Consider the following 18243-nt stretch of genomic DNA (forward strand, 5'->3'; position numbering starts at 1 on the left):
TTAAACAGTTTTCTTCAATAAAGGGCTTAGATTTGCAAAAATACAACTCTTGTAATTGTTTGAATTACAGAATTTTAAAATAATGTTATATGATTGTAAAAAAATTATCATTAGTGGTTTCGGCTTTCTTTTCGTTAGCTGTCTGTGCGCAAGAAACTGCAAAGGCAGATATAGAACTGAAACCAGAGGTTAAGCTTTCATATTTAGATTCTATTAAAAGTACATTCAAAAAAAACGATCTTGCTGCAAAAGTAGATAGTCTATGGATGAACGAATTAGTAAGTCTGGATATTTATGATGATCTAACCAAAGACATTCAAACCATTAACAAAGATGTTACTGTTGATGAAGAACTTCCAACCGAATTGCTAAAACAGCGTTTGGCAGCGATGAATCAGAAATCACCTTTTGAGATACAATACAATCAAGGTTTAGAAAATATAATAAAGTCATTTCTCAAGAACCGTAAAAAATCGTTTTCTCGATTAATGGCTTTATCAGAATATTATTTCCCAATCTTCGAGGATGCTTTTGCCAAACAAAACGTTCCTCTGGAAATAAAATATTTAGCCGTTGTAGAATCTGCTTTAAATCCTAAAGCAGTTTCTAAAATGGGCGCTACGGGACTTTGGCAGTTTATGTACGGAACCGGAAAACAATATGCTCTTAAAATCGATTCTTATATCGACGAAAGAAGCGACCCTCTTAAAGCTACAGCCGCAGCGTCTGAATACATGACCAAAATGTTTAATATTTTTGGCGACTGGGAACTGGTTTTAGCATCTTACAACTCGGGTCCAGGAAATGTTACCAAAGCTATTCGTCGCTCTGGCGGAAAAACAAAATACTGGGACATTCGCAATTATCTTCCAAAAGAAACTCAAGGTTACGTTCCTGCTTTCTTAGCAACAATGTACCTTTTTGAATACCACAAAGAACACGGAATTAACCCAGAAAGAGCTGTAGTTAAAAACTTTGAAACAGATACTGTTGCTGTCAAAAATCAAATGTCTTTCAAACAGATTGCCGATTTATTAGACATGCCACAATCTCAGATTCAACTTTTAAATCCGTCGTATAAAATGGGAGTTGTACCTTTTTACCAAGGAGAACAGCATTTTATTAGACTTCCAAAAGATAAAGTAGCAACATTTGTTTCCAATGAAGAGCAGATTTATGCTTATGTAAAACATGATACAGAGTTTAGAACCACTTCATCTCGATTGGCAGTTAAATATGCGCCAAAAGCAAAACCAGCAACTGTAAAACCAGCGCCGGTTGATAATGGAGATTTTGAATTTTATAAAGTTAGAAAAGGAGATAATTTAGGTGCAATCGCGGCAAAATATGATGTAAGTATTTCAGATATTAAAAAATGGAATAACTTAAAAACAAATGCTGTAGCAATTGGAAGAAGCCTGAAAATTAAAGCAGAAGAAGAGGCTCCTGTTAAAACTCTTCCTGCTGCTGTAGACAAAGAACAAGCAATTGCATCTGCAGAAAATAAAGAGAAAACAGCCGTAGATATGGACTATGTTGTAGTGGCTGGTGATAATTTAGGCAGCATTGCAAAGAAATTCGGTACGACTATTGCGGAGTTAAAAGAACTTAATAATTTAACTTCAAATAACATTGGTTTAGGAAAAACATTGATTATTTCTAAAGCAGCAATAGTTATAGAAGAGCCGACTTCAACAGCAATTGCATCAAACTCGGTTGATACATTCAAGAAAAAAGCACCTTCTAAAAACGTTAGCGAAGATTATTACGTTAAAAAAGGAGATTCTTTATACAGCATTTCTAAAAAATATCCTGGAGTAACAATTTCAGATATTAAAAAATGGAATGGTATTAAAGATGAAGATATTAAACCGGGAATGAAACTTAAAATAAACGGATAATAGAAAAATCTTATTAAATTTGGGTTTTATTTCATAAATTAAAAAAATGAATAAAACCCATTTTTTATTGCTACTAATTCCATTTTTCCTGACTTCTTGTTTCAAAAGTGAAAAGCAAAGCGAAACGGTTTCTGGAAAAACGAATACCATTTCGGTCATAATTGACGATCAATTGTGGTATGGAGAAGTAGGCGATAGCATTAGAAATAAATTTGCCTCTCCCGTTCTTGGACTTACCCAAGAAGAGCCGCTTTTTACCATAAATCAATATCCAGCCAGATTGCTTGAAGGTTTTGTTACGGACAGCCGAAGCATAATCGTGGTCAAAAAAGCCCCTACAGATAAATTCGAAATCATTCGAAGCAAAACATTACCGCACAATACTTTTCGCATTTACGGAAAATCTGTAGATGATATTATTTGTAGTATTGAATTGAACGCACCGCAAATAATTAAAATTATTCATGACGCTGAAATTGAGAAAATTCAGGACGACAACAGTACCTCACTGTTAAATAAAGCAATCATAAAAAACAAATTTCACATCAACATCCAGATTCCGACAGGATATGAATACATGTTGCATAAAAAGAAATTCATCTGGCTCAAAAAAGAAATTATAAGCGGTAATACCAGTTTATTAATTTACCAGATTCCGCTTTATAATTTCAAGAAGAAAAAAGATGTTGTCAATGCAATTGTCAAAATGCGGGATTCGATTGGGAAATATATACAAGGTCGTGAACCTAACACCCAAATGATTACCAGTGAAGCATACGCACCCTATTTTTCAAAAGTAACTTTAGACAATAAAAATGCATTCGAAACAAAAGGAACGTGGGAATTGAAAAATGATTTCATGACCGGGCCTTTTATCAACTATGCTATTATTGATGAAACCTTTAACCGTGTTTTGGTTATCGAAGGATTCTCATATTCACCCTCACATCAAGAACGAGATTTAATGCTAGAACTCGAAGCAATCATAAAAACCGTGAGAATCGACAAACGATAAGAGGTTTTTGTTTCAAGTTGGAGGTTTCAGGTTCTATGTTTCAAGTTTAAAGTTTCAAAATCTCACGATTATAGGTCTACATTTCTTAGAGAACTTCACCTTCTCAATATGACTTAGTGTCCTTTGCGTAAAACCTTTGCGAACTTTGCGGTTAAAAATCCAAAGTATATCAACTTGAAACATGAAACAAAATAAAACAAGCAAAATTTTTCGTACTTTTATTCATAACAAACATAAAAACAAATAGTTATGAAAAAATTAACCGCAACCTTAGCAATTATAACCCTGTGTTTTATTTCTTGTAAAAAAGAAGTGAAGGAAGAATCGACAACTCCAGCAGCGACAGATTCTGTTAAAACCGAAGAACCTGTTGCCGAAGCACCATTAGATTCTGCGGCGCAGATGAAAGCATGGCAGGAATATGCAACGCCAGGAAATCCGCATAAAATACTGGCTGATGAAGTTGGAACATGGAATTGCGATATGACATTCTGGTCTGATGCCAATGCAAAACCCGAAAAAGAAACTTCTGTAGCAGAGATCAAAATGGTCTTAGGCGGTCGCTTTCAAGAAGCAACGTATAAAGGAACGATGATGGGACAACCATTTGAAGGCAAAGGAACAGTAGGTTATAATAATGCTAGCAAAGAATATATCTCCACATTTATTGATAATATGGGAACTGGAATGATGACTAGCACAGGAAAGTATAACGAAAGTACTAAGAGCATAGAATATTTTGGAGAAATGGCTGATCCTGTAACCACTAAAAACATCAAGTATAGAGAAGTGTACACCATTGTAGATGCTAAAACCCGAAAAATGGAAATGTACGATACAAAAAACGGAACCGAATATAAAAGCATGGAAATTATTATGACCAAAAAGTAACTTCTTAGGTACAAAGTAACATAGGCACAAAGGCACAAAGTTTTATTTCTATGAGATACTACTTTGTGTCTTTTTGATTTTTATAAGAAACTTTAGCGAAGCTAAAAAAATACTATAACTTAGCGTCTTCGTGCCTTCGTGGCAAAAAAAAGCGGAAATGGAATTAAAATGGAAAATAAAGCCTTTTGAGGCATTAACTGTTCATGAGTTATATGATTTACTCAAACTAAGAAGTGAAATCTTTGTAGTAGAGCAAAATTGCGTTTATTTGGATCTTGATGGTAAGGACAAAAAGGCGTTGCACTTATTAGGAGAGTTCGAAGGCAAAATTGTAGCTTATTCGCGCTTATTTGATGCTGGAATTAGTTTTGATAATGCTTCAATCGGAAGAGTTACTGTAGATGCCAATTACAGAGATAGAAAATGGGGACATGAATTAATGCGTGAAGCAATAGCTGGAATTAAATCCAATTTTGGAAAAGATAAAATTACAATTGGCGCGCAATTGTATTTAAAGAAATTCTACGAAAGCCACGGTTTTGTGCAAACCAGCGAAATGTATTTAGAAGATGATATTCCGCACATAGAAATGGTGAGAGAATAATTAAAAAGGAAGTAAATCTGAAAGGATTTTTAGTGCGTTCCAATAGGTGAAATCTTAGAATCTTAGCAGCTTAGTATCTTAGAAAAACTAAATTTTCGTAATCACAAATTCTACCCGGCGATCATAATTATCACCTCTGCCTAAAGGATATCGATTGCCGCATCCAATATAGGTCATGCGGCTTTTGGATATTTTTTTTGAGATTAAATAATGGAAAACAGTTTTGGCGCGATTCCAGGAAAGTCTTCTTTCTTTGGTATCTTTATCAATTCCGTCGCTGTAAATTTCTGGAGTGCAGCAGACGTGCCCTCTGATTTCAAAATTCAGGCTTCTGTGATTTTGAAGAATGATTGCAATTTTATCCAATTCTTTTTTAGAATTGCTGGTTAGTTTCGCACTTCCAATTTCGAATAAAATGGACTCTAAATATACTTTATCGCCCACTTTTAAATTGTCTTTGAAAGAAGTATAAACGCCTTTGCCGAAACTATTTTTCTTAACAACAATTAAGTCAACCCGCCGATTTCGCAAACGTGTCTCGTATAGATTCTCTACCGTATCTGGTTTTACGACAACACGCCCTTTTCCCTCAAGAATGACAATTTTACTCTGATTGAATCCTTTATTAATCAAAAGATTCTGAATCGTATTGGCTCGATTATTTGACAATCTAAAGTTATACTCATCATTTCCGCGATCATCACAATAGCCATAAATCTGTATAGACTCAACTTTTGATGTGTCTATATTTTTTATAAAGTTTGAAACAACAGTAATTTGTTTATCTGTCAGATCATACCTGTCAAATTCAAAATAAATAGTTTCAACAGGTTTTTGTTGTGCCGTTACTGTATAAAATGAAAAAAGAGTCAGGGCTAGAGTTATCTTCATTCACTACATTTTTAAAATCGTCTTATATTCTGTTGGGTTATTTAATACACTAACTGCTCTTTTAATTTCTGAATTGTTTTTTAAATAATACTGATACAAACCTTCTTGATATTGATATCTTTTAATCAATTCTTCCAAAATCATGTTTTTGATTTCTTTTTGGTTTTTGTCCAGTAAGGTAGTTTCGCTTTTTTCTAAAGCATTCAACAATTGCTGATATTCGGCAGTAATGGTCTCATCTATTTTTTCTTTTTTAGCTGCAGCTAAAGTATTTTTCAAAGCCACTTCAGTATCTGTGTCAAAAGTGATTTTATTCGTTTTCAGATATTGTTTGAAAGCGGTGTAATCTGCATCTGTCAAAGTTGGAATCTTATCCCCCAAATTTGGATTTTTGTAATAATATGTTGTAGCATAATCAAATACACCATCGTTCTTAATTAAAGCTGTTGCAATGGCACTGGTTTTTGCTTCTTCCAATTCGATATCAGGCAAAACTCCTCCGCCATCATAAACCGTTCTTCCTTTTCTGGTTTTAAAAGCATTATAATTTTTGGCATCTGTTTTTTGAGCCACGCCATTTTTATCTTTATGCGAATAGTCCAAAGCTTGAATACATCTTCCAGAAGGCGTATAATATCTTGAAATGGTTACTTTCAGCTGAGTTCCGTAAGTTAAATCAACCGAACGCTGTACTAAACCTTTTCCGAAACTTCTGCTTCCTAAAATTACAGCACGATCTAAATCCTGCAAAGCTCCCGAAACAATTTCAGATGCTGAAGCACTTCTTCCGTTTACTAAAATTGCTAACGGAATTTCAGTATCAACCGGTTCTTTTTGCGTTTTATAAGTATTGTTATGTTTCTCAATTCGTGATTTAGTGGTTACAATTACTTCATTCTTTGGAACAAACAAATTGCAGATATCAATCGCTTCATTCAATAAACCACCTGGATTGCCTCTTAAATCCAAAACAATCTGTTTAGCTCCATCAGCTTTTAATTTTTCAAGAGCGTCTTTTACTTCTGCAGAAGCTTTTCTGCTAAAATGCGCTAAAACAATATATCCTGTTTTGTCATCAATTTTTCCATAAAAAGGAACCGATTTAATATCAACTTCATCCAAAACCAAAACCGTAGTATTTGGTTTTCCTTGACGAAGGTATTTGATATTGATTTTAGTGTTTTTTGTTCCCTTCAATAATTGCGAAGCATCATCCTTGAAATCGGCAATCAAAACATCACCAATTTGGATAATTTCGTCACCAGCTTTTAATCCCGCTTTATCTGCAGGATAATTTTTATAAGGTTCGCGTACAATGAGACGATCGTTTTTTCTAGAAATCAAAGCGCCAATTCCAGTATATTCTCCAGTATTATTGATTTTAAAGTTTACAACATCTTGCTCGTTAAAATAAACTGTGTATGGGTCTAAACTTCCCAACATGCTTTTAATGGCTTTGTCCATCAAATCTCCTGGATTGGTTTCGTCGACATAATTGGTATTTACAGCTTTAAACAAAGTCGTAAAAATCTCGATCTGTTTGGCAATTTCAAAAAAGTCTTCTCTAAAACTGGTTCCAACAAACAACATTCCCGCCGCAGCGACTGGTATAATAAATTTCTTTTTGAAATACGGATACATGATTATTCTTTTTTTCTTCTTTTTAATCTTTTTCTAATAAAATAGGCAAATACAACAAACAAAATTACAAAAGGCCAAGCACTTAATAGTGAAATCAATAAATCGGATAAAGTATAGAATCCAGATTCAATTGCGCTCCAAAGTTTTGAACCGTAAGATATTTTCACGCCCTCTTTTTCAGGGATTGTTTTATAAAATTCAATAGTAACTGTGCTTTCAGAAACTCGGCTTTCCAAATATTTCAGCTGACCTTCTTTGGCTTCTATTTCTTCGCGAATAGCTGAAATTTGTTCTTCTATTTCTAAAATTTCGCTGACTTTGTTCGCTTTCTTTAAAATTTCAAGATAACGCTCTTCAAGCTTTTTCTTGGTTTTTAATCTCGAAGTAAGATCAATATATTGTTCGGTAACATCTTGAGCAGAAATAGTTTTTACTTCAAAATAAGAAACACCTTTAGAAATATCACTTATAAAACGGTCAAAATTCTGACTTGGTACTTTTATAGTAAGATTTCTAAAAAGAGTTGCAAAATCTTTTCCTTCAGAATCGTTTATAATTCGTGCTTTACTAGTCGAAGCCGCTTTTTTAATTTGACTGAAAGAGTTTTCTAAATTATCAGTTTCAAATTTTAAAGTCGCTTCTTTTATGATTTTTTGCTCGATTTTTTCTTTGACTGGAGGCGGCGGTGGCGGTGGAGCATTGTTCGGATCTGGCTCTCTGTCATAAGCGACATTTTCTGCATTTGCAGGCATTTTTACAGATGAAATAACAATGTTTTCAGCTGAAGCATCAGCTTTATTGCAGCCTGAAAGAATTAAAAACAAAAAAGATAAAAAGAAAATATGTCGCATAAAATTTCGATTTAGATCTAAAACTACGATTTTTTTGTCTAATTTGATTATTAATCTTACGTTTTGAAATTTACGATTCGGTTTTCTGCTCAGAATCTGGAGTTGTGTTTATTTGAAGTGAAAATTTCTCAAACAACTGAATCATTTTCGTGTTGATTTCTTGGTAAGATAATCGGTCTTTTGTCTGATAAAAAAGCATTATCGAATAATTTTGATCGAGATTATCCAAAAGCAAATGTTTGTTTAAACGATAGGTTTCTCTTAAAACTCTTTTAAAGTAATTTCGATCAACGGCTTTCTTGAAATATTTCTTAGAAACCGAAACGCCAATCTTGGTTTGTTCTTCTGAATTTGCTTCCGCTTGACGGTAAACCAAACGAAGCGGATATTTGGACACCGATTTTCCTTCAGAAAACAGTAAACCAATTGTCGTTTTGCTTTTTAAACGCTCGTTTTTAGGGTAAGTAAAGTTCATTTAATTCAGAAAAGATTTGCAAATTCTGGTACAAAGGTACAATTAAACCATAAAAACAGTTATTGTTTTCAATTTTAATAAGTCTAAAAATATATTTACTACTTTTGCGCATTAATTTTTGAAGCATGGAAAAAATTATATCTTATCCAATATCGGTAATTTACTATTTATTATTTGGTTTGTGTTTGGCTGTTTTTCATCCAATTCAGTGGATTTGTTTAAATGTATTTGGTTACCAGGCTCACAAAAAAAGTGTTGATTATTTAAATTTCTGCCTTTTAAAATGTACAAATCTTGTGGGAACAAGATACACAATTGAAGGTGTAGACACGGTTCCGAAAGGTGCGCCAATTATTTTTGTGGCAAATCACCAAAGTATGTACGATATCGTGGCAATGATTTGGTACTTTAGACGTTTTCATTGTAAATTTGTAAGTAAGAAGGAGTTAGGAAGCGGAATTCCGAGTGTTTCTTATAATTTGAAATACGGAGGATCTGTCTTAATTGACCGAAAAGACCCTAAACAAGCGATACCAGTTATCAAAGGCTTGTCTGAATATATCGAAAAAAACACAAGATCTGCCGTTATTTTCCCAGAAGGGACAAGAAGTAAGACAGGAGTACCAAAAGAATTTGCGCAAAGCGGTTTAAAAATCTTATGCAAATATGCACCATCTGCGTATGTTGTGCCCGTTAGCATCAATAATTCTTGGAAAATGGTAAAATTTGGTTTTTTTCCTGTTGGTTTAGGAAATCACCTGAAGTTTACAGCTCACAAACCTTTAGCTGTTAAAGATTACAAATTTGAAGAGCTGATGGAGATTACTGAAAAAGCAGTTAAGGAAGGAATAAATGAGTATAAACAGGTTTAAGTTTTAGTCCGAGCTAAAATGTACAACCCAAATCTATAATAAGTAATGTCTATAAAAAACATTAGATTAGAAGTAATGCAGTTTTTGGAAAAAAACGTGGATAGCTTCGTCGAACAGTATTTAATTCCAGTGGAAAAAATTTGGCAGCCGTCTGATTTCTTACCAGATTCTCAAGGAGAAAATTTCTTTGAAGAGGTAAAAGAATTACGCGAGATTGCTAAAGAACTTCCGTACGATTTTTGGGTTACGCTTGTTGGTGATACCATCACTGAGGAAGCATTGCCTACATATGAATCATGGTTAATGGATGTAGAAGGAATTGATCAAACTGTAGAAGGTCAAGGAAATGGCTGGGCCAAGTGGGTAAGACAATGGACTGGAGAAGAAAACCGTCATGGAGATCTTTTAAATAAATACTTGTATTTATCTGGTCGTGTCAACATGCGTGAAATAGAAATGACTACACAGCATTTGATCAACGACGGTTTTGATATTGGAACTGGAACTGACCCATACAAAAACTTTGTATACACTAGTTTTCAGGAATTAGCAACTTATGTTTCGCACAATAGAGTAGCGCAAATGGCTAAAAAATTTGGCGATAACAAGTTGTCTAAAATGTGTAAAATGATTGCAGGTGATGAAATGCGTCATCACCACGCCTATAGCGAATTTGTAACTAGAATTTTCCAAGTAGATCCGAGCGAAATGATGCTTGCTTTTCAATACATGATGAAGCAGAAAATCGTTATGCCGGCTCACTTCTTGAGAGAATCTGGGCAAAAAATAAGCAGTGCTTTCGAACAGTTTTCCGATTCAGCTCAGCGTATTGGAGTTTACACTGCAAACGATTATGTTGAAATCATGCAGAAATTAATCAACAAATGGGAAATCGATAAAATTACCAATCTGTCTGATGAAGCAGAAAAAGCGCGTGATTTCTTAATGAAATTACCAGCTCGTATGGCGAAGATTTCAGAAAGAATAGTAATCCCTAAAGAATCACATATCTTTAAATGGGTTGAACCAGCTAGACTTTAAATTTTAGATTTTAGAATGTAGATTTTAGCTTGGAATTTGGAATTTGGAATTTTTAGATTGAAATTTAAAAAGCAACATTGTTGCTTTAAAACATATTTGTTGATTGTTGGAGATTTTAAATCTTTGGCAATCAACATTTTTTATAAAACGTAAAAACTTCTGTATGAGCGATTCAGCATTAATTATTAAAACCATTGCTTTTGTAAAAGAAAAACTAAATGATGCCGAAGGCGGTCATGATTGGTTTCATATTGAACGCGTTTATAAAAATGCGCTGCTGATTGCAAAAGAGACAGAATGCGATCTTACAATAGTACAGTTAGGTGCTTTATTACACGATATAGCCGATAGTAAATTTCATAACGGAGATGAAACTATTGGGCCAAAAACAGCAAGAGCGTTTTTAGAAGCCGAAAATGTTTCTGAGGATATAATTGATCATGTGGTAAAGATCATTGAAAATATCTCTTATAAAGGCGGAAATTTCGAAAAGAAATTCTCTTCTGTCGAATTAGATGTTGTTCAAGATGCCGATCGTCTCGATGCGATTGGTGCAATTGGTGTTGCGAGAGCGTTTAATTACGGCGGATTTAAGAATCGAGCTTTATACAATCCAGAAATTTCTCCAGTAACGAATATGACAAAAGAGGAGTATAAAAAGAACAGCGCGCCAACCATTAATCACTTCTACGAAAAACTTTTACTTTTAAAGGATAAAATGAACACAGCAAAAGGAAAAGAAATCGCTGCCGAAAGACATCGTTTCATGGAAACTTTTCTTTCTCAGTTTTATGCAGAATGGGAAGGATTGAAGTAAAGTTCATTTATTATAGATATAAAAAACGGCTCCGATAAAGAGCCGTTTTTATTTGGTAATGATTTTAATTTATTATGCTTTGGATTTTAAAAGGTACATCATTACAGAAGCACATAAAATCCAATTGAAAACTAAAGCAATCTTGTAATGGTTTTATTTCTAAACCTTTCTTTTTTTTCAAATTTTGTCATTTTGAATGTATTTTGAATGAGTTAAAGGTAATCTGACAGAAATAATGACTTTATCTGAATAGGCTTTTAAACCATTACAACAAGAAAATTTTTCTTTTAGTCTCAGTCGTTTTTCAGTCTAATTGCAAGTCTTTCTTCTAGCTTCTTTCATCTTTCCCTTATCTAACTTTCTGAACAAATTTTTGAATCGTATTCTTAAACTCTTTATTCTGCTCGTAATACAAAATATGCCCACCGTTAATAATCTTAACTTCTTGATTTGGGAATTTAAACAAACGATAATGTTCAGGGCCAATATTATTGTCTTTTGTTCCTGAAATTATAAGCGTTGGAACTTTGATAGAAGCCGTTTCTTTTGTAAAATCACTAAAATATAGAGGACCGCTCAAAGCATTTTGCGCAAATGAAGAGTTCCTTTTTTCGCTATTGTCAATACTGTCCAGTTTTTCAACAGTTGCTCTATTATCAGATAACATTTTATAATCTAAATCTGCTTTTTTAATTTGCTGTTTAGCTTCAAAAAATGTGTTTAGTATTGAGTTTTTGTCTTTTACAGGGAAATCTTTTCCAAGAGTTTTATCCATAAAAGCAATTTGATTGAGAAGCGAATCGTTGATATCAAGTGTAGCATTCAGTAGAATTAAACCTTTTACATGTTGAGGATATTTTTCAGCATATTTAGTGGCTAAAATTCCTCCGAAAGAATGCCCAATTACAAATACCTTATCCGTTTTAAGATGAGCTCGGATTTCTTCAATGTCATCAATCATTCTGTCCATGCTGTAATTATTATCTGCTGGTGATCCAGATCTACCGCATCCTCTTTGATCATAATAACACATGGTTAGTTTGTCTTCTAACACATTTCCGCCAAATTCTTCAAAAGATTTGCTCCATGCTCCAGGCCCGCCATGAACAAAAATACATAATTCGCCTTTTCCAGAGACTTTCAAAAATAACGGAACTCCATCAGAAGTTTGGAAAGTAGTATTTGAATCTTGTTTGGCATCTATTTTTGTTTGGGAAATTCCGCTTTGAGCAAAACATAAAAATAGAAAGAAAAGTAAAGGGGTTTTTAGATTCATTTGAAAGTTTTTTTTGCTGTTTTAATAGGATAAAAGTATAATTAAAACAGCAGAGAAAAAACTAATGATTGCTTTTCATTATAAAGTAAGTAATAATTGTGGCGCAGAAAAAACCTATCGTGAACCACAGTAATCGAGCAACTCTATTGTCTCGTATTATTTCCATTCTATCTTCTGGTGTCATATTTAAATAAAATTTAGAAGACAAAAGTAATTTTTGAAAATATACTAAAAGGTTGCTTTTGGTTTTTAAAATAACAGAATAAGACATTTTTTATCATGAAAAAAGCCGTTCTAAATGAACAGCTTTTTTTACTTTGTACCTATGAACCTTTGCACCTTTGTCCCTAAAAAAATTAAGAACACCCACAATCCGTTCCTCCTCCACAGTCTTTTTTCTTTTTCGATTTAAAGAAGAACTTTTTAATCAAAAAAGCGATTGCAAATCCTAATATGGCAAAGGCTATTATTTCTTGAAACATAACTTTTTATTTTAAAAGTTGATACGCAATTAATGCGGTAAAATAAGCGAGACCGCTCATGAAGACTAGCTGCATTGCTGGCCATTTCCATGAATTGGTTTCTTTTTTTGTAATCGCCAATGTGCTGGCGCATTGCATGGCAAAAGCATAAAACAGCAGTAAAGAGATTCCGGTTGCGAAGTCAAATACTTTTTCTCCCGTATCTGGACGAACTTCTGCCTGCATTTTGCTTTTTATGGTTGATTCGTTATCTGTATCTCCAACACTATAAATAGTTGCTAATGTTCCAACGAAAACCTCACGGGCAGCAAACGAACTGATTAAAGCGATTCCGATTTTCCAGTCGTAACCCAAAGGCTGAATTACCGGTTCAATTGCTCTTCCCATTAAACCGATATAAGAGTTCTCTAATTTTTGAGAATTAACTTCATTTTCAAATTGAGTTTCGTCTAAAGTTGTGCTGGCAAATCTTTCTTTAACGATAGTTTCAGCCTCATTAAATTCTTTTCCAGGGCCATAAGAAGCCAAGAACCATAAAATAACTGATATTGCTAAGATGATTTTACCCGCGCCAAGAACAAACGCTTTGGTTTTTTCTACCACATTGATTCCGACGTTTTTGAAAAGTGGCATTTTATAACTTGGCATTTCAACAACAAAATAGGTTTTTGATTCTAGTTTTAAAACCTTATTTAAAATGTAAGCCGATAAAATAGCCATAAAGAATCCTAAAATATATAACGACATAAGAGTTAGTCCTTGAAGATTTAATACTCCAAAAACTCTTTTACTCGGAATAACCAATGATATAATAATCGCATAAACAGGCAATCTCGCCGAACAAGTCGTAAAAGGCGTTACCAAAATAGTGATTAATCGTTCTTTCCAGTTTTCGATATTTCTTGTGGCCATAATTGCTGGAATCGCACAAGCAGTTCCTGAAATTAAAGGCACAACACTTTTTCCTGAAAGTCCAAATCGTCGCATGATTTTATCCATCAGGAATACAACACGGCTCATATAACCGCTTTCTTCTAAAATCGAAATAAAGAGGAATAAAAAGGCAATCTGCGGGATAAAAATAATAACTCCGCCAATACCCGGAATAATTCCCTGCGAAAGTAAATCGGTCAAAATACCGCTTGGCAGTTCTGCCGCAACCCAGCTGCTTAAAGAGGCAAAAGTACTGTCAATGAAATCCATCGGAATCGTTGACCAGCTGAAAATGGATTGGAATATCAAAAATAGAATGGCAAAGAAAATAACGTAACCAAAAACTTTATGAGTTAAGACACGATCCAATTTGGCACGAACATCTTTAGCCATCGAAGCGTCAATCTTTAAACCTTCTTTTAAAACATCATTGATAAACTGATATCTTTTTATGGTTTCTTTCTGTTGTAAGCGCTTTAATTCTGAATGCGATTTGGTAAAAGTGCTTCGAATTTCATTTCTTTCTAAATTCAAAAAATTGACGTCCTGAGTAATTACAAGCCATAATTTGTACAATAATTGATTTGGAAAAGCATGTTGCAGTTTTTTGAAATATTCTTCATCAATTACAGAAGCATTCAAACAAGGTTCGTGTGGGATAGTTTTATAAGAAACAATCAGTTCTTTTAATTCTTCAATTCCTAAACCTTTTCGTGAACTTACTAAAGCAATTTTTGTTTTCAATTTTTCTTCCAAATACGGAATATCCAAAGAAATACCTTTGCGCTCCATACGATCCGACATATTGATAACCAAAATCGTCGGAATTTCAAGATCTTTTATCTGAGTGTAAATCAGTAAATTTCTTTTTAAATTTTCAACGTCAGTTACAACAACAGCAACGTCTGGATATAGCTTGTCATTTTTATTTAGCAAAAGTTCAATAACAACGCTTTCGTCCATCGAACTGGCGTTCAAGCTGTACGTTCCCGGTAAATCTAGAATATTGGCTTTTATGTTATTAGGCAGCTTGCAAAAGCCCATTTTTTTCTCAACCGTAATTCCAGGATAATTTCCAACTTGTTGGTTAAGACCAGTTAATTGATTAAAAACAGAGGTTTTTCCGGTATTTGGATTTCCGATAAGGGCAACATTGATATTCTGAACACTCATTACAAATTGGTTTTGATAAGTTCAACTTCAATTTCACGAGCGGTTTCAATACGGATTGCAACATGAGAACCGTTAATATCTAAATATAAAGGATCGCCAAAAGGAGCCACCTGCAACAATTCAACTAAACTGCCAGGAAGACAACCCATTTCTAATAATTTAAGTGGAATAAGATCTATATCAAAATCTTTGATAATGGCTTTTTCGCCTTTTTTCAGAGTGTGTATTGTATTTTGCAAGCTTATTTAGATTGAATTTAGATTGCAAAAGTAGGCAATTATTCTTTATTTCAAGGTATTTAACACTTCTACAAATGCTAAATGTTTCTAAAAATAAGGGTTTTTTACTCTTGAGAGAGGAATTCGATGTCTTCTAAAAGACGTTTTATGTCTTCTTTATTCGTTCCGTCATAAAAACCTCTAACGCGGCGCTTTTGATCGACCAAAACAAAATTCTCTGTATGCACCATGTCATAAAGCTGATCTGGTCTTCCCATTTTTACAGCCAAATACGATTTTCTGGCCATTTTGTAGATTTCTTTTTTGTCGCCCGTAACCAAATTCCACTTGCTATCTATAACACCGTATTTTATAGCATAAGCTTTTAAGACAGAAACACTGTCAACTTCTGGAAAAACAGTATGCGAAAGCAACATTACTTTTGGATTGTTTAAAACTGCTTTTTGAACATCTACCAAATTGGTTGACATTTTCGGGCAGATTGATCCGCAGGTTGTAAAGAAGAAATCGGCAACATAAATCTTTCCTTCATAATTTTTCTGGGTAATAGTATCGCCATTTTGGTTGATGAAAGAAAAATCGGCAATTGTGTGGTATTTGCTTTTATACTGAATTGTACTGTCAACTAATTCAGGATTTACATCGGCTGGATTATAAATTGGAAGCGTTTTTTTAGGTTTCAACGCAGAGTAAAACAAAGATATCGTAACCACCGAAAATACTATTAAAACAAGAAAGAATTTGCGGTATTTGTATAAAAGCGATTTCATAAAAATAATTTGGCGCAAAAATACAAAAAGCAGATTCTAAAAACTTTACTGAATTATTTTTTTAACAGCCTTTTGTAACTTTTGACATTAAATAGCAGACTAATAAAATTCGTTTTAGATTCTGATTTGTGAAATTTATTTTTGTTAATGAATTTCCTGTTAGAATTTTAACACAATTTTAGAAATAATAACAATATGTTTGTATTTTCCATTAAACTATAAACTTTTATGAAAAAACAATTTGCTAAACCTGTGTTTGGTGTTATATCTGCAATGTTTTCGATAACTGCAGCACAAGCTCAAGCACCAAAAGAACCAGGTATCAATGTTTCGTATATGGATACGAAAATCAGCCCAAGTCAAGATTTTTTTAAATATGTAAACGGAGCTTGGCTTGAAAAAACAGAAATTCCAAGCGATCGTACCACTTGGGGAAGTTTTAACGAACTGATTAAAAGAACAGATAAGGATGTGATGGAGGTTTTAAAAGAAGCTTCAAAAAATCCAAAGTACAAGTCGAATACAGATCAGGGAAAAGCGGTTAATTTATTCAACACTTATTTAGATTCTATCGGAAGAAATAAAAAAGGAATCGAACCTTTAAAACCATATCTGAAAAAAATCGATGCAATTAAAAACATTGCTGATGTTCAGAAGTATTTGGTTGAAATGGAAAAAGAAAGCAATGCTGGATTTTTCGGAATTTATATCGGAGCTGATGATAAAGACAGTTCTAAAAACTCTGTAAATTTAGGGCCAAGCCAATTAGGACTTCCTGATAAAGATTATTACACTTCTGATGACAAAGATTCTAAAGAAAAACGTGCGAAATATGAATCGCATGTTGCAAGAATGCTTCAGTTTATTGGAGAGTCTCCAGAAAAAGCAAAACAAAGTGCTGTTGAGGTTTTGGCACTTGAAACAGAATTGTCAAAGCCAAGATTAAATAGAGTTGAAAGAAGAGACAGCCGTTTGCAATACAACCCAATGACAATTGCTGAACTTCAAAAATTAACTCCAGCCATTAAATGGAACGAATATTTTGCTGGTTTAGGAATTGCTAAGTTAGAGACTGTAATTGTAAACGAGCCTAAATATATGACGGCTTTAGAAACCGTTTTCAAAGAAAATAAAGTAGCACAATGGAAAGAATACCTAAAATGGGATTTGATTAACGGTGCTGCTGGCAAGCTTACAACAGAAATTGACAATGCTAATTTCGATTTTTACAGCAAAACATTAAGAGGAGCAATAAAACAGCTTCCGGCTGAAGAAAGAGCGCTTAATGTCGTGAACGGAAATGTTGGTGAAGCTCTTGGAAAGCTTTATGTAGAAAAAGTTTTTCCTGCTGAAGCTAAAACCAAAGCGATTGATATGATTCACAATGTTATTACGGCTTATCAAAATCGTATTAACAATTTAAGCTGGATGTCTAAAGATACTAAAGCAAAAGCAATCGAAAAGCTGAACAAAATAACGATTAAAGTTGGATATCCTGATAAATGGAAAGATTACTCGGCTTTAGAAATTAAAAGTGTTGCAGAAGGAGGAAGCTATTTTGAGAATTCTAAAAACTTAGCGTTATGGAGATTTAAGAAAAGTGTAGACAAACTGTCTAAACCAGTTGATAAAACAGAATGGCATATGTCTCCGCAAACAGTAAATGCTTATTATAACCCATCTTATAACGAAATTGTATTTCCAGCGGCAATCTTACAGCCGCCTTTCTACAATTACCAAGCTGATGAAGCGGTTAATTATGGTGGAATTGGAGCAGTAATCGGACACGAGATTTCTCACGGATTTGATGATTCTGGAGCGCGTTACAATGCTGAAGGAAATTTAGTTGACTGGTGGACAGAAGATGATTTGAAACAGTTTACAGCTTTAGGAAATGATTTAGCAAATCAATATAGTGCTCTTGAGCCATTGCCAGGTATTCATGTTGATGGTCATTTTACGTTAGGTGAAAATATTGGAGATTTAGGAGGAATCAATGCGGCTTATGATGGTTTGCAATTGTATTTAAAGCAACACGGAAACCCAGGTTTAATTGACGGATTTACTCCTGAACAAAGATTCTTTATTTCTTGGGCTACGGTTTGGAGAACAAAAACAAGAGATGAAGCAATCAAAAATCAAGTAAAAACAGATCCGCACTCTCCGGGAATGTATAGAGCGTATGTGCCAATTCAGAATGTGGATGCTTTCTATAAGGCTTTCGATATCAAGAAAGGTGATAAAATGTATGTTGAACCAGAAAAACGAGTTAAAATCTGGTAATATATTTTAATGATAAAAGAGGGGCGGTTCCGACTTTCGGAACCGCCCCTTTTGCGTTATTATTTTGAGAAAATCACAGATGTTCCGT

General features: G+C 33.8%; 17 protein-coding genes. 8 read left to right on the forward strand and 9 right to left on the reverse strand.

What is annotated here, in order from left to right; translation table 11 throughout:
- Positions 1–89 precede the first annotated feature (89 nt).
- The 4 genes from NU08_RS13785 (at position 90) to NU08_RS13800 (ending at position 4411) form a co-directional block, all read left to right on the forward strand.
- Positions 90–1901, forward strand: coding sequence for a LysM peptidoglycan-binding domain-containing protein (locus NU08_RS13785; protein ID WP_129747770.1), 1812 nt, complete (start codon positions 90–92; stop codon positions 1899–1901).
- Positions 1902–1947: 46 nt separating this feature from the next.
- Positions 1948–2916 (forward strand): DUF4837 family protein, encoded by a 969-nt coding sequence (locus NU08_RS13790; protein WP_129747771.1) that lies wholly within the window; start codon positions 1948–1950, stop codon positions 2914–2916.
- A 249-nt stretch (positions 2917–3165) separates the two neighbouring features.
- A complete protein-coding gene (locus tag NU08_RS13795) occupies positions 3166–3807 on the forward strand; it encodes a DUF1579 domain-containing protein (RefSeq protein WP_129747772.1) in 642 nt (213 codons plus the stop codon).
- 157 nt (positions 3808–3964) lie between these two features.
- On the forward strand, positions 3965–4411 hold the full coding sequence (locus NU08_RS13800; RefSeq protein WP_129747773.1) for a GNAT family N-acetyltransferase: 447 nt from the start codon (positions 3965–3967) through the stop codon (positions 4409–4411).
- Positions 4412–4498: 87 nt separating this feature from the next.
- Here NU08_RS13800 and NU08_RS13805 read toward each other — a convergent pair whose 3' ends face one another.
- The 4 genes from NU08_RS13805 to rnpA form a co-directional block, all read right to left on the reverse strand.
- Positions 4499–5302, reverse strand: a complete 804-nt coding sequence (locus NU08_RS13805) for an OmpA family protein (protein WP_129747774.1) — start codon at positions 5300–5302, stop codon at positions 4499–4501.
- Between the two features lie 3 nt (positions 5303–5305).
- Positions 5306–6943, reverse strand: coding sequence for a S41 family peptidase (locus NU08_RS13810; RefSeq protein ID WP_129747775.1), 1638 nt, complete (start codon positions 6941–6943; stop codon positions 5306–5308).
- Between the two features lie 2 nt (positions 6944–6945).
- Positions 6946–7794 carry a DUF4349 domain-containing protein gene (locus tag NU08_RS13815; RefSeq protein WP_129747776.1) on the reverse strand — a complete coding sequence of 283 codons (849 nt, stop codon included), beginning with the start codon at positions 7792–7794 and terminating at the stop codon, positions 6946–6948.
- Between the two features lie 70 nt (positions 7795–7864).
- Positions 7865–8269, reverse strand: coding sequence for a ribonuclease P protein component (rnpA, locus tag NU08_RS13820; protein ID WP_129747777.1), 405 nt, complete (start codon positions 8267–8269; stop codon positions 7865–7867).
- A 125-nt stretch (positions 8270–8394) separates the two neighbouring features.
- Here rnpA and NU08_RS13825 point away from each other — a divergent pair, with 125 nt between their 5' ends.
- From NU08_RS13825 to NU08_RS13835, 3 genes are all read left to right on the forward strand, one after another.
- Complete coding sequence (locus NU08_RS13825; protein ID WP_129747778.1) at positions 8395–9141, forward strand: lysophospholipid acyltransferase family protein; 747 nt, start codon at positions 8395–8397, stop codon at positions 9139–9141.
- Between the two features lie 45 nt (positions 9142–9186).
- A complete protein-coding gene (locus NU08_RS13830) occupies positions 9187–10182 on the forward strand; it encodes an acyl-ACP desaturase (RefSeq protein ID WP_129747779.1) in 996 nt (331 codons plus the stop codon).
- A 163-nt stretch (positions 10183–10345) separates the two neighbouring features.
- Entirely contained in the window at positions 10346–10999 is a 654-nt protein-coding gene (locus NU08_RS13835) for an HD domain-containing protein (protein WP_129747780.1), read from the forward strand.
- A gap of 349 nt (positions 11000–11348) precedes the next feature.
- Here the strand turns inward: NU08_RS13835 and NU08_RS13840 are convergent, their stop codons facing one another.
- The 5 genes from NU08_RS13840 to NU08_RS13860 form a co-directional block, all read right to left on the reverse strand.
- Positions 11349–12275, reverse strand: a complete 927-nt coding sequence (locus NU08_RS13840) for an alpha/beta fold hydrolase (protein ID WP_129747781.1) — start codon at positions 12273–12275, stop codon at positions 11349–11351.
- A gap of 356 nt (positions 12276–12631) precedes the next feature.
- Entirely contained in the window at positions 12632–12757 is a 126-nt protein-coding gene (locus tag NU08_RS13845; protein ID WP_129747782.1) for a FeoB-associated Cys-rich membrane protein, read from the reverse strand.
- 6 nt (positions 12758–12763) lie between these two features.
- Entirely contained in the window at positions 12764–14863 is a 2100-nt protein-coding gene (gene feoB, locus NU08_RS13850; RefSeq protein ID WP_129747783.1) for a ferrous iron transport protein B, read from the reverse strand.
- Positions 14863–15102 carry a ferrous iron transport protein A gene (locus NU08_RS13855; protein ID WP_008465698.1) on the reverse strand — a complete coding sequence of 80 codons (240 nt, stop codon included), beginning with the start codon at positions 15100–15102 and terminating at the stop codon, positions 14863–14865. Before NU08_RS13855 ends, feoB begins: the two co-directional genes overlap by 1 nt.
- Before the next feature lie 104 nt (positions 15103–15206).
- On the reverse strand, positions 15207–15872 hold the full coding sequence (locus NU08_RS13860) for an SCO family protein (RefSeq protein ID WP_129747784.1): 666 nt from the start codon (positions 15870–15872) through the stop codon (positions 15207–15209).
- A gap of 228 nt (positions 15873–16100) precedes the next feature.
- Between NU08_RS13860 and NU08_RS13865 the strand changes: the two genes are divergently transcribed.
- Positions 16101–18155, forward strand: coding sequence for a M13 family metallopeptidase (locus NU08_RS13865; RefSeq protein WP_129747785.1), 2055 nt, complete (start codon positions 16101–16103; stop codon positions 18153–18155).
- Positions 18156–18243 lie beyond the last annotated feature (88 nt).

It is taken from the genome of Flavobacterium anhuiense, assembly GCF_004151235.1.
GTDB classification, from domain to species: Bacteria; Bacteroidota; Bacteroidia; order Flavobacteriales; family Flavobacteriaceae; genus Flavobacterium; species Flavobacterium anhuiense_A.